14 protein-coding genes are annotated in these 14,519 nt (G+C 64.4%); 8 read left to right on the top strand and 6 right to left on the bottom strand.

Annotated features, from left to right (window positions below; genetic code table 11):
* Window positions 1–301, bottom strand: a 301-nt coding sequence (locus MESS2_RS03735; RefSeq protein ID WP_040592025.1) for an AraC family transcriptional regulator, incomplete at its 3' end; no start/stop codon positions are given.
* A 77-nt stretch (window positions 302–378) separates the two neighbouring features.
* Between MESS2_RS03735 and bcoG the strand changes: the two genes are divergently transcribed.
* The 7 genes from bcoG (at window position 379) to MESS2_RS03770 (ending at window position 8,229) form a co-directional block, all read left to right on the top strand.
* Complete coding sequence (gene bcoG / locus MESS2_RS03740) at window positions 379–1,296, top strand: 3-dehydrocarnitine:acetyl-CoA trimethylamine transferase BcoG (protein ID WP_008872744.1); 918 nt, start codon at window positions 379–381, stop codon at window positions 1,294–1,296.
* Window positions 1,297–1,317: 21 nt separating this feature from the next.
* Window positions 1,318–1,947, top strand: a complete 630-nt coding sequence (locus MESS2_RS03745) for an HD domain-containing protein (protein ID WP_008872745.1) — start codon at window positions 1,318–1,320, stop codon at window positions 1,945–1,947.
* On the top strand, window positions 1,944–3,047 hold the full coding sequence (locus tag MESS2_RS03750) for a carnitine 3-dehydrogenase (protein ID WP_008872746.1): 1,104 nt from the start codon (window positions 1,944–1,946) through the stop codon (window positions 3,045–3,047). The genes MESS2_RS03745 and MESS2_RS03750 overlap by 4 nt, the downstream gene beginning before the upstream one ends.
* A gap of 4 nt (window positions 3,048–3,051) precedes the next feature.
* Window positions 3,052–4,215, top strand: a complete 1,164-nt coding sequence (locus tag MESS2_RS03755; RefSeq protein ID WP_008872747.1) for an acyl-CoA dehydrogenase family protein — start codon at window positions 3,052–3,054, stop codon at window positions 4,213–4,215.
* A 201-nt stretch (window positions 4,216–4,416) separates the two neighbouring features.
* On the top strand, window positions 4,417–6,495 hold the full coding sequence (locus tag MESS2_RS03760) for an acetate--CoA ligase family protein (protein WP_008872748.1): 2,079 nt from the start codon (window positions 4,417–4,419) through the stop codon (window positions 6,493–6,495).
* Window positions 6,488–7,270, top strand: coding sequence for a carnitinyl-CoA dehydratase (locus MESS2_RS03765; protein ID WP_008872749.1), 783 nt, complete (start codon window positions 6,488–6,490; stop codon window positions 7,268–7,270). Before MESS2_RS03760 ends, MESS2_RS03765 begins: the two co-directional genes overlap by 8 nt.
* 17 nt (window positions 7,271–7,287) lie before the next feature.
* Window positions 7,288–8,229 carry an alpha/beta hydrolase gene (locus MESS2_RS03770; RefSeq protein WP_008872750.1) on the top strand — a complete coding sequence of 314 codons (942 nt, stop codon included), beginning with the start codon at window positions 7,288–7,290 and terminating at the stop codon, window positions 8,227–8,229.
* Window positions 8,230–8,233: 4 nt separating this feature from the next.
* On the opposite strand, the gene MESS2_RS03775 is transcribed toward MESS2_RS03770, so the two are convergent.
* The 5 genes from MESS2_RS03775 to MESS2_RS03795 form a co-directional block, all read right to left on the bottom strand.
* Entirely contained in the window at window positions 8,234–9,892 is a 1,659-nt protein-coding gene (locus MESS2_RS03775; protein WP_008872751.1) for an FAD-binding dehydrogenase, read from the bottom strand.
* Window positions 9,893–9,972: 80 nt separating this feature from the next.
* Entirely contained in the window at window positions 9,973–10,959 is a 987-nt protein-coding gene (locus MESS2_RS03780) for a Gfo/Idh/MocA family protein (RefSeq protein ID WP_008872752.1), read from the bottom strand.
* Window positions 10,960–11,107: 148 nt separating this feature from the next.
* Window positions 11,108–11,683 carry a YceI family protein gene (locus tag MESS2_RS03785; RefSeq protein ID WP_008872753.1) on the bottom strand — a complete coding sequence of 192 codons (576 nt, stop codon included), beginning with the start codon at window positions 11,681–11,683 and terminating at the stop codon, window positions 11,108–11,110.
* A 67-nt stretch (window positions 11,684–11,750) separates the two neighbouring features.
* Window positions 11,751–12,329 (bottom strand): cytochrome b, encoded by a 579-nt coding sequence (locus tag MESS2_RS03790; RefSeq protein WP_008872754.1) that lies wholly within the window; start codon window positions 12,327–12,329, stop codon window positions 11,751–11,753.
* A 57-nt stretch (window positions 12,330–12,386) separates the two neighbouring features.
* Window positions 12,387–13,277, bottom strand: coding sequence for a LysR family transcriptional regulator (locus MESS2_RS03795; protein ID WP_008872755.1), 891 nt, complete (start codon window positions 13,275–13,277; stop codon window positions 12,387–12,389).
* A gap of 96 nt (window positions 13,278–13,373) precedes the next feature.
* On the opposite strand from MESS2_RS03795, the gene MESS2_RS03800 reads away from it, so the two are divergent.
* Entirely contained in the window at window positions 13,374–14,369 is a 996-nt protein-coding gene (locus tag MESS2_RS03800; RefSeq protein WP_008872756.1) for an aldo/keto reductase, read from the top strand.
* The last annotated feature ends 150 nt before the right edge of the window (window positions 14,370–14,519 follow it).

Consider the following 14,519-nt stretch of genomic DNA (forward strand, 5'->3'; position numbering starts at 1 on the left):
CCGACGTGGCGTAGTTCTGGGTGCCGAAACCGGCGACCACGACAAGCACGTCGGTTGGTTCAGCCGCATCGAAGCGGCCGCTGACCGCCACCGGCAGTCCGCATGTGGTGACCGGCGCCTCGCCGGTTACCGAGACCAGTTTGAAATCGAAGAGGATCTCGCCGGAAATGCGGTTGGCCGCACGCAACGGATCGACGGCCGAGGCCACGCACATGATCGACGAACCTGAGAACACCAGAAACGTCACCTTGAGCGGCAAGCGCTCAGAGCGAAAGATATCAGGTTTTTCGCTTTTGATCATGAGTACTTCGTAAAACGCAAAACAGTTTCCGGCAAGTCGGGCATTGTTATGGTCTGTCTCGAATGGGAGGAAGTTTCATGCCGCTCGCGATGAACCGTGAGGTTTTCATAACCTGTGCCGTGACCGGGTCCGGCGGCTCGCAGGACCGCAGCCCGCATGTGCCGCGCTCGCCCAAGCAGATCGCCGATTCGGCGATCGATGCGGCAAAGGCGGGTGCGGCGATTGTCCACTGCCATGTGCGCGATCCCGAGACCGGCAAGCCCAGGCGCGACGTCAATCTCTACCGTGAGGTGACCGAGCGCATCCGCGCGGCAGACGTCGACGTGGTGCTGAACCTGACCGCCGGCATGGGCGGCGACATGGTGTTCGGCTCGCCCGAAGCGCCGCTGCCCCTGAACGAAAAGGGCACCGATATGGGCGGCGCCACCAATCGCGTGGAGCATGTGCGCCAATGCCTGCCGGAAATCTGTACGCTGGATTGCGGCACGATGAATTTCGCAGAGGCCGACTATGTCATGACCAACACGCCTGGCATGCTGCGCGCCATGGGCGGCATGATGACGGCGCTCGGCGTCAAGCCGGAGATCGAAGCCTTCGACACCGGGCATCTGTGGTTCGCCAAGCAGTTGGTCGAGGAACAGGTGCTGAAGCCGGATGCTCTGGTGCAGCTCTGCATGGGCGTGCCATGGGGCGCGCCTGACGATCTCAACACCTTCATGGCCATGGTCAACAATGTGCCGTCGACCTGGAACTGGTCGGCCTTTTCGATCGGCCGCAACCAGATGGCCTATGCCGCCGCCGCGGTGCTGGCCGGTGGCAATGTCCGCGTCGGGCTGGAAGACAATCTCTGGCTCGACAAGGGCGTGCTCGCCACCAATGCGCAGTTGGTCGAACGTGCCGCCAGCATCGTCACCAATCTCGGCGCCAGGATCCTTGGACCGGAAGAAGTGCGCCAGAAGCTGAACCTGACCAAGCGCGCGCCGATAGCGGCATAAATTATTCGCTGGGAGGTCGACATGACTACTGTCAAATTCACCGCGATGAAGGATGGCGACAAGGACGACTACGAATTCCTGACCGCCCATGAAATCGACTATGCCGCAAAGACCGGCGAGCGGCTGCTCGATGCGCTGGTCCAACTCGACGAGGGCCTGTCCGGCTACAAGATCACCCGGCTCGGCCATTCGCTGCAGGCGGCCACCCGCGCGTGGCGCGACGGCGCCGACACCGACTGGATCGCCTGCGCGCTGCTGCACGATATCGGCGACATCCACGCGCCCTACAATCACGACGAATATGCCGCCGCCATCCTGAAACCCTTCGTGCGCGAGCAATGCACCTGGGTGGTGGAGAAGCATGGCGATTTCCAGCGCCTCTATTATGCCCACCATCTCGGCGGCAATCCCCATGCCCGCGACCGCTTCGCCGGCCACGCCTATTTCGACGATTGCGACCAATTTTGCGAGCGTTGGGACCAGTCGAGCTTCGACCCGGACTACGAGACGCTGCCGATCGATTTCTTCCGGCCCCTCGTGCTCGAAGTGTTCGCGCGCAAAGCTTATGACCCGGCCATGATCCGCGCCGGCGAGCGCGTGCCTCTCGTCGATCCAGCAATTGCCAGGACAAGAACCGGAGCCTCCGCATGAGCATCATCAACAAGGCAGCCGCCATCGGCGGCGGTGTCATCGGCGCCGGCTGGGTGGCGCGTCTGCTCCTCAACGGCATCGACGTGTCGATCTTCGATCCCGACCCGCAAGCGTCGCGCAAGGTCGGCGAAGTGATGAAGGGCGCGCGCCGCGCCTATAAGCAGATGCTGCCCGGCGGCCTGCCCAAGGAAGGCAAGCTGACTTTCGCCAAGACGATCGCCGAGGCGGTGGCCGATGCCGATTTCATCCAGGAAAGCGTGCCCGAAAGGCTCGACCTCAAGCACAAGGTGCTGGCCGAGATCGACACGCATGCGCCGGCCAACGCCATTGTCGGCTCGTCGACCTCAGGCATCAAGCCGACCGACATGCAGGTGGCGATGAAGAAGCATCCGGAACGGCTGGTGGTCGGCCACCCGTTCAACCCGGTCTATCTCCTGCCGCTGGTCGAGATCGTCGGCGGCGAGCAGACCTTTCCGGAGGCGATCGAGGTCGCCAAGGAGATCTATGCCTCGATCGGCATGAAGCCTGTCGTCATCCGCAAGGAGATCGAGGCCTTCGTCGGCGACCGCCTGCTCGAAGCCGCATGGCGCGAGGCGCTGTGGCTGATCAAGGACGGCATCTGCACCGTCGAGGAGCTCGACGATATCATGCGCTATGGCTTCGGCCTGCGCTGGGCGCAGATGGGCATGTTCCAGGTCTATCGCGTCGCCGGCGGCGAGGCCGGCATGCGCCACTTCATGGCACAGTTCGGGCCGTGCCTGAAATGGCCGTGGACCAAGCTGATGGATGTGCCGGAATTCAACGACGAGCTGGTCGACCTGATCGCCACCCAGTCGGACGACCAGGCGCATGGCCTGTCGATCCGGGAGCTGGAAAAGATCCGCGACGACAATCTGGTCGCGATCATGGAGGCGCTGTCGAAGCAGAACAAGGGCAAGGGCTGGGGCGCCGGCGCGCTGCACAAGGACTATACGAAGCAGTTGGCCAAACTGGCGGCGAAGACGCCCGTAGCCTCCAAGGCAGCCGCAAAGGCCAAGGCGACCAAGCCGGTGAAGAAGGCAAAGGCCGAAAAGGCGAAGAAGAACAAGAAGAAAGGCTGAGACGATGGATTTCGGTCTTTCGGAGGAACAGAAGCTCATCGTCGAGACGACACGCGCCTTCGTCGAGAACGAGCTTTACCCGCATGAGCGCGAGGTGGAGCGCACCGGCGTGCTGCGCCGCGAGCTGATCGAGGAGATAAAGGCCAAAGCGATCGAGGCCGGGCTCTACGCCGCCAACATGCCGGCCGATGTCGGCGGCGCCGGGCTCGATACGGTGACCTGGCTGCTCTACGAAAAGGAACTCGGCCGCGCCAACTACGCGCTGCACTGGACCTGCGTGGCGCGTCCGTCCAACATCCTGTTGGCCGGCACGCCTGAGCAGCGTGAAAAATATCTGTTTCCTTGCATCCGCGGCGAGAAATGGGACTGCCTGGCGATGACCGAGCCGGGTGCCGGCTCCGACCTGCGCGGCATGAAGGCGACCGCTGTGCAGGATGGCGACGACTGGGTGCTGAACGGCACCAAGCACTTTATCTCCCACGCCGATCTCGCCGATTTCGCCATCGTTTTCATGGCCTCGGGTGAGGAAGAAACCTCGCGCGGCAAGCGCAAGAAGATCACTGCCTTCTTCGTCGACAAGGGCACCAAGGGCTTTGCCGTGCGCGACGGCTACCGCAACGTCTCGCATCGCGGCTACACCAACGCCATCCTCGAATTCGACGATTGCCGGCTGCCGGGAGCCCAAGTGCTCGGCGAGGTCCACAGGGGTTTCGACGTCGCCAATTCATGGCTCGGCGCGACCCGCCTGCAGGTCGGCGCCACCTGCCTCGGCCGCGCCGAGCGGGCGCTTGGCCATGCCATCGAATATGCCGCGCAGCGCCAGCAGTTCGGCCAACAGATCGGCAAGTTCCAGGGCGTTTCGTTCAAGCTCGCCGACATGGCGACCGAATTGAAGGCCGCCGACCTGATGGTGTTCGAAGCCGGCTGGAAGTACGATCAGGGCACCGTCACCGATCAGGACATGGCCATGGCCAAGCTGAAGGCCACCGAAATGCTTGCCTTCGTTGCCGACGAGGCGATCCAGATCCATGGCGGCATGGGGCTGATGGACGATCTGCCGCTGGAGCGCATCTGGCGCGACGCCCGCGTCGAGCGCATCTGGGAAGGCACGTCGGAAATCCAGCGCCACATCATTTCGCGGGCACTCCTGCGGGCGGTTGGGGGCTGAACAGCGCAATGTTCGCATTCCTTCGCGCCCCCCTCTGTCCTGCCCTCTTTGCCAAAACTTGGCATCTCCCCCTCAAGGGGGGAGATCAGCCATCATCTCTGATTTCGCCAATTGCCACCGTTCCGGGTCTCGAGCCGACAGCAAAGCTGCCAATCTCCCCCCTTGAGGGGGAGATGCCCGGCGGGGCAGAGGGGGGTGCTCATGCACAAGCTTGAGCGTCTTCTGCGCCCCAGATCGATCGCCGTGTTCGGCGGCGCGCAGGCGGCCGCTGTGGTTGCCCAGTCGATCAAGATGGGCTTTGCCGGCGAGATCTGGCCGGTGCATCCGACCAAGGACGAGGTTGCCGGCCGCAAAGCCTATCGTTCCGTGGCCGAGCTGCCCGGCGCGCCGGATGCAGCCTTCGTCGGGGTCAACCGGCATCTCACCATCGAGGTGATCAAGGCGCTGGCCGAACGCGGCGCCGGTGGCGCCGTCTGTTTTGCTGCCGGCTTCCTTGAGACGGAAGCCTATGACGAGGACGGCGAGCGGCTGCAGGCCGAACTGGTCGCCGCCGCCGGCCAGATGCCGATCATCGGGCCGAACTGCTACGGCCTGATCAACTATGCCGACGGCGCGCTGCTGTGGCCCGACCAGCATGGCGGCATCAGGCTGGCCGAAGGCGGCAAGGGCGTCGCCATCATCACCCAGTCGTCCAACATCGCCATCAACATGACGATGCAGAAACGCGGCCTGCCGATAGCCTTCCTGATGACCGCCGGCAACCAGGCGCAGACCGGGCTTTCCGAAATGGCGCTTGGGCTGATCGAGGACGAGCGTGTCACGTCGCTTGGCCTGCATATCGAGGCCTTCGATTCAGTAGCCGGCTTCGAAAGACTGGCGGCGCGGGCGCGCGAACTGAAAAAACCTGTTATCGCCATGAAGGTGGGCCGCTCCGAACAGGCGCGACAAGCGACGGTGTCGCACACCGCATCGCTCGCCGGCTCCGACGCCGCGTCAGGCGCCTTCCTGAAGCGGCTCGGCATCGCCCGCGTCGATTCCATCCCCGCCTTCATCGAGGCGCTGAAATTGCTGCACGTCACCGGACCGCTGCCCGGCTACCTCCTGTCGTCGATGAGTTGTTCGGGCGGCGAGGCTTCGGTCATGGCCGACAGTGCCGAGGGCCGCTGGGTGAATTTCCCCGTGCTCACCGACAAGCACCGCGCCCATGTCAAATCGACGCTCGGGCCGCTGGTCGCGGTCGCCAACCCGTTGGACTACCACACCTTCATCTGGAACAACGAGCCGGCGATGACCGCCACCTTCACCGCCATGGTGTCGGGCGGCTTCGACCTCAACATGCTGGTGCTCGACTTCCCACGCCCCGACCGCTGCTCGGTCACCGACTGGTGGGCGACGCTGCGCGCCTTCGAGTCGGCGCTGAAGACCAACAAGGCGCACGGCGCGATCGTCTCTTCGCTGCCGGAGAACCTGCCGGAGGAATACACCGCCGAACTGATGGCGCGCGGCATGGTGCCGTTGTTCGGTATTTCCGAGGCTCTGGACGCCGCCCAGGCGGCTGCTTTCATCGGCTGGGCGTGGCGCGAACCGCAGGCGCAACCGATCGACACGTCAGCCTCCGGCGCGCCGGCCGGCGATCATGTAACGCCCGACGAGGCGGAGGCGAAGGCGCGGCTGATCGAGGCCGGGCTTTCGGTGCCCAAGGGCGAACGCGCCGGCAATGCGGTCGAAGCGGTGATCTCCTCGATGGCGCTCGGCTTCCCGGTGGCGCTGAAGGCGTTGGGCGTCACCCACAAATCCGAACTCGGCGCGGTGCGGCTCAACCTCAAGGATGCTGAATCCGTCAGCGCCGCCGCCCACGATCTGTTACCGCTCGGCTCCGGCCTCTATGTCGAGCGCATGGTGCGCGACGGCGTCGCCGAGCTGATCGTCGGCTTCACCCGCGACCCGATGTTCGGCGCGGTGATGACGCTCGGCACCGGCGGCGTGCTGGTCGAATTGCTGCGCGACAGCGTCACGCTGATGCTGCCGGCGACGCGCGACGACATCGAGGCGGCGCTGCGTGGCCTGAAACTGTTCCCGCTGCTCGAAGGCTATCGCGGCCGGCCCAAGGCCGATGTCGCGGCGGCCATCGACGCCATAGCAGGCATTGCCGCCTTCGTGCAGAAGAATGCCGGCGAGATCGAGGAACTCGACATCAATCCGCTGATCGTCTGCGCGCAAGGCAAGGGCGCCTGGATCGCCGACGCGCTGCTGGTGCTGGGAGAGAAAAAGCATGTCTGATGTCATTTCGACCCGCCGCGAAGGCACGATCCTCGAAGTCACGCTCGACCGGCCGAAGGCCAACGCCATCGACCTCAAGACGTCGCGGCTGATGGGCGAGACATTCAAGGCGTTCCGTGACGACCCCGAGCTGCGCGTCGCCATCGTCAAGACCGCCGGCGACAAGTTCTTCTGCGCCGGCTGGGACCTGAAGGCCGCGGCCGGCGGTGACGCGGTCGATGGCGACTATGGCGTCGGCGGCTTCGCCGGGCTGCAGGAGTTGCGTGACCTCAACAAGCCGGTCATCGCCTGCGTCAACGGCATGGCCGTCGGCGGCGGCTTCGAACTGGCGCTGTCCTGCGACTTGATCTACGCGTCGGACCATTCCTCCTTCGCGCTGCCCGAAATCCGCGCCGGCACCTTGGCCGATGCGGCGACGATCAAATTGCCGAAGCGCATCCCCTATCACGTTGCCATGGACCTGTTGCTTACCGGCCGCTGGATGGATGTGGCGGAAGCGCATCGCTGGGGCCTTGTCAACGAAGTGCTGCCCAAGGAAAAGCTCGAGGAGCGCGTCTGGGAGATTGCCCGGCTGCTGGCCGGCGGCCCGCCGCTGGTCTTCGCCGCGATCAAGGAAACGGCGCGGGTGGCCGAGGCGCTGACCTTCCAGGATGCGATGAACAAGGTGACGCGCCGACAGTTGCCGACCGTCGATGCGCTGTATGGATCCGAGGACGGCATGGAAGGTTTTCGCGCCTTTGCCGAAAAGCGCGACCCGGTGTGGAAGGGGAAGTGAATAACAGGCCAGTATCCATGACCGACTACAAAACCCTCATCGACGCAGAGACCTGGGCCTTCATCGAGAAGACCAATTCCTATTACCCGCCGGATACGATCGACTACACGATCGCGCGGCAGCGCGAGATCTACGACCGCATGTGCCGCGAATTCTTTGCCGGCTACCCGGAGGGCGTCACAGCCGAAACGACCGCCATTGCCACGCCTTCGCACACCATCCCGATCCGCATCTACCGGACGCCGGCGACGGAAGCGGCGGCGATGGTGCTGTATTTCCATGGCGGCGGTTTCATTCTCGGTGGGCTGGACAGCCATGACGATGTCTGCGCCGAGCTTTGCGCCCGCACTGGCTTTGAGGTGGTTTCGGTCGACTACCGGCTGGCGCCCGAACACCTTCATCCGGCCGGCTTCGACGACGCCGTCAGCGCCTTCGAATGGGCGGCAACCACCTACAAGCGGCCGATCCTGCTTTGCGGCGACAGCGCCGGCGGCAATCTCGCCGCAGCCGTCAGCCATGCGACGCGCGGCCATGCGCGAAAACCGATCGGCCAGGTGCTGATCTATGCAGGGCTTTTCGGCGACCGTTCAAAGGGGTCCTATGTGACGCATGCCGAGGCGCCCATGCTGACGACCCGCGATATCGAATTTTACAGGCACATCCGCACTGGCGGGGTGGACCGAACCGGCGAGATCACGCTGTCACCGCTGGCCGACGCCGATTTTGCCTATCTGCCACCAACCGTGCTGATCACCGCCGAATGCGACCCGCTGTCCTCCGACGGCGAAGCCTATCGCGACCGCATCGTGGCGGCGGGCGGGCACGCCTATTGGTTCGAGGAGCCGGGGCTGGTGCACGGCTATCTCAGGGCCAGGCACACGGTCGGCCGGGCGCGTTCGAGCTTTACCCGGATCGTCGAGGCAGTGTCGGCTCTGGGACGAGGCGAATGGATCTGGTGAGATCTTATCCCACCGCGCGCGCCGCCGCCCGGCCGGCGGCGCGCCCTGAGAAAATACAGCCGCCGAGAAACGTACCTTCCAACGCGGCATAGCCATGCATGCCGCCGCCGCCGAAACCGGCGACCTCGCCCACGGCATAGAGCCCTTCTACCGGCTGGCCGTCGGTGTCCAGCACGCGGCTGTCGAGATCGGTCTGCAACCCACCCAGCGTCTTGCGGGTCAGGATGTTGAGCCGGACCGCGACCAGCGGGCCATTGTCCGGATCGAGCATCTTGTGCGGCTTTGCCGTGCGGATCAGCTTGTCGCCGAGATAGGCCCGCGCGCCGCGCAACGCGGTGATCTGCATGTCCTTGGAGAAGGGATTGTCGAGCTGCCGGTCACGGGCGCGGATCTCGCGTTCGACCTGGGTCAGCTCGAGCAGCGGCTCGCCGCCGGCCAGCGCGTTCATGCGGGTAACCAGCGCCGGCAAATCAGGCTCGACGATGAAGTCCTCGCCTTTCTCCATGAACGCCTTCACCGGACCCGGAATGCCTGACGTTGCGCGGCCGAGCACCTGGCGCCAGCTTTTGCCGGTCAGGTCGGGGTTCTGTTCGGAACCCGACAGTGCGAACTCCTTCTGGATGATCTTTTTTGTCAGGATGAACCAGGAATAGTCGAAGCCGGTCGCCATGATGTGGCTGAGCGTGCCGAGCGTGTCGAAGCCGGGATAGAGCGGCACCGGCAGGCGTTTGCCGCGCGCGTCGAGCCACAGTGACGACGGGCCGGGCAGGATGCGGATGCCATGGCCGGTCCAGAGCGGCGCCCAGTTCTTGATGCCCTCGACATAGTGCCACATGCGGTCGCGGTTGATGATGCTGCCGCCGGCCTGCTCGGCGATCGCCAGCATGCGGCCGTCGACGTGGTCGGGAACGCCGGTGATCATGCGGCGCGGCGGCGAACCCAGCCGCCGCGGCCAGTTCTTGCGGACAAGCTCGTGATTGGCGCCGATGCCGCCGGAGGCGACGATGACCGCTTGCGCCTTCAGCTCGAAATCACCTGAAATGTCGCGCGAACTCTTGCGGCCGCGCTCGACGTCGCTTGAAGCGAGTATGTCGCCGCGCACGCCGGTGACGACGGCGCCTGTCCGGACCAACTCGTTGACGCGGTGACGGAATTTGAAGCGGATTAGCCCTTGGCTTTCGGCCTTGCGCACGCGCCGGATGAAAGGCTCGAGCACGCCGGGGCCGGTGCCCCAGGTGATGTGGAAACGCGGCACGGAATTGCCGTGGCCGACGGCATTGCCGCCACCGCGCTCGGCCCAGCCGACCACGGGAAAGAATTTTATGCCGCGCTCGGTCAGCCATGAGCGCTTCTCGCCGGCGGCAAAGCCGACATAGGCCTCGGCCCATCGGCGCGGCCAGGAATCTTCCGTGCGATCGAAGGCGGCGGTGCCCAGCCAGTCCTCGAGCGCGAGGTCATGCGAGTCGCGGATGCGCATGCGCCGCTGTTCGGGCGAATCGACGAGGAAAATGCCACCCAGCGACCAGAACGCCTGGCCGCCAAGCGACTGCTCCGGCTCCTGGTCGAGGATGATGGTCTTCTTGCCGGCTTCGGCCAATTCGGTCGCGGCGACCAGCCCGGCGAGCCCTGCGCCGACCACGATCACGTCCGCATCGTCAGGCATTTTGTTGGACCATGATCCTTTCCGAAAACCGGTTCCCACTTTTCGCTGACGCGGACCTTCGGTTCGGGATCATGCTCAGCCTAAACCTTCTCCCAGCCGTCCTTCTCGCCGGCACGGAAGATGGCGTCGATGACCTTCTGGTTGAGCACGGATTCTTCCAGCGTGAAGACGCGGTCCTTGCCGCCCTGTGCCGCCCGCGCGAAGGCCTCGACCTCCAGCCGGTACTGCTGCGTGCCGGGGAAGCGGAACACCTGCGCCTCGCTGTGGTTCTGGTTGTGCAATTCGATGCGGTGATGGTCATAGAGGCCGGCATTGAATGGCGAGAACACTTCGATGAAGCCCTTCTCGCCGTGGAACACCATCACCTGCCGCGCCGCCATCTGCGTCGACAGATAGAACGACAGTTCGAAGGCGCCGAAATCGGCGCGGATCGAGGAATAGATGTCGGTGCCGAATTTCTTGTCGCGCTCGATGGTCGCCTGCACCCGCAACGGCTCCTTGCCGGTCGAAAAGCGCGTCGACACCGTCGGATAGACACCGATATCGGGCAGCGCGCCGCCGCCAAGGTCGAGCTGGTTGCGCATGTTGGTGGGATCGACATTGTAGTAGGAGAACGCGCCCTGGACATGGCGCAGCCGGCCGATGGCGCCGCCGGCGATGAGGTCGCGCACCTTGATCCACTGCGGATGGTAGACGACCATGAAGGCCTCGCAGACCAGCACCTTCCTGGCGTCGCGCAGCTTGATCAGCGCCGGAATGTCCTTGGCATCGAGCGCCAGGGGCTTTTCGACCAGGACATGTTTTCCTGCCTCGATCGCCTTGGCCGTCCATTCGACATGCTGCGAGGTCGGCAACGGGATATAGACGCCATCGACCTCCTTGGAGGCGAGCAGTTCCTCATAGGAACCGAAGGCATGACGCGCGCCGAAGCGCTCGGCCAGCGCACGCGCTTTCGACACATCGCGGCTGGCGATCGCCGACAAAACGCCGTTCTCCGCCTCGACCATCGCGGGCAAAAGATGCTCGCGGCCGATCTTGGCCGTCGACAAAACACCCCATCGGAACATCAGGCTTCCTCCATCTCGATTGCAGGACTGGAGGTTTGCCCTAATTCAGGAGAAAAGCCAATGCGGGAGCGTGGTGGCGAACAGGAGCGACCTCCCTCGGATGTCGGCGCCAACACCAGCGAACGTCCGGCACCGCAGGAAGATGTGCTCAGCCTCTTTTGCCGGTCAGCGTCATGTCGAAGTTCACGATGTTGGAATAGATCGGCGTGCCGACATCCATGCCGTAACGCGACCTGAGCACCTTGCCGGTGACGCGGAACTTTATCGTGCCGGCCTTGAGGCCGCCAAGTTCGGCCGTGAACTTTTCCGGAAAGGTCTTGCCGCGCGCCGTTAGCCGCCCGGTGACGAGGGCTGACGTGTCGCCGGTGCGTTTGACGCTGGTCGAGCGGAACTGGATTTCCGGACTGTTGGCCGCATCGAAGACGGCGTCGGAGCGAAGGAAGGCGTCGATCCGGCTCTGGCCGGTGCCGACGCTTTCGGGAAAGATGGTGAGATCGACCCTGGAGCGCCCGACGTCGCTGCTGTCGATGCGGATTGAGCCCTTGAAGCGGGCGAAGGCGCCGTCGAGCCCGCCACCGCCGGCCTTGCCGACGGAGAAGCGGATGCTGGAGTTCGCCGGGCTGATCGTGTAGCTGCCGGCGGCGTCGCTGAGCGCGACCGCCGCGGAAACAGGCACGGCAAGGCAAGCGGCAAGAGCCGCAAATCCGAAGATGCGCGCGTACATGGGTTTTATCCTTCTGGAGACACGCATTGTCAGCGTCCTCGCTCCATGAACGAATGGACCGCCTGCTCTATTCCGCGCCTCGATCTGACGAAGGCATGATTATGCGCTCCAGCACAGTATCCTTCAGCCAGAAATGATGGCGCAGCGCAGCCAGCGCATGCAGAATGACAAGCGCGATGCCGGCATAGGCGAGATACCAATGCGCTGCCGCCCAGAAGTTCTCGGCCGCGTCTGACTCTGCAAGCGGCAGGTTGGGCATCACGAACAGGTTGAACGGCATGCTGGGGATTTCCAGCATCGACACAGACACCAGCGCCCAACCGGACAGCGGCAAGGCGAGCTGAAACCCATAGAGCGCAAAATGCGCCAGCGGCGCGGTCCGGCGCTCGAAAGGGCCTACCGAACGCGGCAGGGCAGGCGCCGCATTGCCGATGCGCCAGGCGATGCGCAGGATCACCAGCCCGAGCAACAGAAAGCCCAGGGATTTGTGCAGCTGGATCAGCTCGAAAGCGGTGCGCTGGCTGGTCAGCCGCACCATCACGAAGCCAAGCCCGAACTGGCCGATGAAGAGTGCTCCGATCAGCCAGTGGAGGATGATCGCTGCCCAGCCATAGCGGGTCGGGGTGTTGGTGATGGACATGGACATGGGACGTGAACGAATGCCGAGGCCGCCTTCTTCCACCCCTCCTTGCGGGCAGGATGGCTACCCGCTCACTTTGAAGAAATCGACAAAGGCCCTGAGTGCCGGCCGCATCTGGCGGCGGCTTGGGTAATAGACGAAGAAACCGCCGAAGGGTTGGCACCAGTCCTCCAGCACGCGAATGAGCCTGCCATCGGCAGTCGCCTCGCGGACATAATCCTCGAACAGGAAAGCAACGCCGGCGCCGTCGATGGCCGCATTGGCGATCAGATGGTCCTCATCGAGGATCAGCGGCCCTTTCACCGCCAGTTCGATTTCCTCGCCGTCCTTCTCGAATTCCCAACGGTAGAGGATGCCGCTGGAGAAGCGGAAGCGGAGGCAGCGGTGGTCGGCGAGATCGTGCGGATGCGATGGCTTGGGCATGGTCGCGAAATAGGATGGCGCACCGACGACGGCGCCACGAATGTCGGGGCCGATGCGCACCGCGATCATGTCGCGCTGCAGGCTCTCGCCGAGCCGCACGCCGGCATCGAAGCCGCCTTCGACGACGTCGGTGAAGCGGTCCTCGATGACGATCTCCAGCACGATGTCCGGATAGGCCGCGGCAAAGGCGCCGAGCCTTGGCGTCAGCGCCAGATGGGCTGCGGTGCGCGGCACGGTGAGCCTGAGATTGCCGGCCGGCCGGTCGCGCGCCTCGACCGCCGATTCCAGCGCAAGATCGATCTCCGACAGCGCCGGGCGCAGACGCTCCAGCAATTGCGCGCCCTCTTCCGTCGGGGCGACGCTGCGCGTGCTGCGCGCCAGCAGGCGAACGCCGAGCCGCGCTTCCAGGCTGGAGATCGCGTGGCTGACTGCCGACGGCGCGATGGCCAATTCCCTGGCCGCGCCGCGAAAGCTGCCGCATTGGGCGACAGTTGCCAGCACCGCGAGCTGGGAAAGGTAGGTTCGGTTCATTGATCTATTTCTTGGAGCAGCCCGTGCAAATGAGAGCCGATTATCGAACAGGAAGCAAGGCGCTATTTCATTGGCATCACAACAAGGAGACGCGTGATGCAAACCCGCAAGCTTGGTACTGAACTTGATGTTTATCCCGTCGGCCTCGGCTGCATGGGGATGAGCTTCGGCTACGGCGGCCAGGAAGAGAAGGAATCGATCGCCACGCTGCGCCGCGCCGTCGAGATCGGCGTCAATTTCTTCGACACGGCCGAAGTTTATGGCCCCTACGAGAACGAGATACTGCTCGGCAAAGCACTGAAGCCGGTGCGCGACCGGGTGACGATCGCGACAAAATTCGGCTTCAGGATCCTGGACGAAGGCAGCGGCACCGAGCGCATGGCCGGCGTCGACAGCCGTCCGGAACACGTCAAGGCGGTCGCCGAGGCGTCGCTGAAGCGGCTGGGCACCGAAGTCATCGATCTCTACTACCAGCACCGTGTCGATCCCAATGTGCCGATCGAGGATACGGTCGGCGCCATGGCCGAACTGGTGCGCGATGGCAAGGTGCGGGCGCTGGGCCTTTCGGAGGCGAGCGCGGCGACCATCCGCCGGGCGCATGCCGTGCATCCAATCGCGGCCGTGCAGAGCGAATATTCGCTGTGGAGCCGCGATCCCGAGGAAGACGTGTTCGCCGTCTGCCGCGAACTCGGCATTGGCTTTGTCCCCTACAGCCCGCTCGGCCGAGGCCTTTTGACCGGCACGATTGCCAAGCCGGACACCCTTAGCGCCGGTGACTGGCGTCTCGGTTTGCCGCGTTTCCAGGCCGATGCGATGGCAGCCAACGCCAAGGTAATCGCCACCCTGGAAAAGATGGCGGCGGAAAAGGGCGTGGCGCCGGCGCAGCTGGCGCTCGCCTGGGTGCTGCACCAGGGCGATTTCATCGTGCCGATCCCCGGCGCGCGAAAAATCCGCCATCTGGAGCAGAATACGGCGGCGGCCGAGATCGTGCTGAGCGCGGCCGATGTGCGGGCCATTGGCGATGCGCTGTCGCCGGACAAAGTCGTAGGCAAGCGCTATACGGAAGAGCTGCTGGCGCTGGTGAATGGGTGAGCATGTATCTCGAAGGGGGCGCTCCGGCGCCCCTTTTTGCGTACCGCAGTGCAAAAAGGTTGCGAGACGTTGGCGCGAGGCACCCCCCCTCTGTCCTGCCGGACAGTCCGGCAGGACAGAGGGGGCGCCTCGCGCCAACGTCTCCAGAGA

Origin of the sequence: Mesorhizobium metallidurans STM 2683 (assembly GCF_000350085.1) — a bacterium.
GTDB lineage: Bacteria > Pseudomonadota > Alphaproteobacteria > Rhizobiales > Rhizobiaceae > Mesorhizobium > Mesorhizobium metallidurans.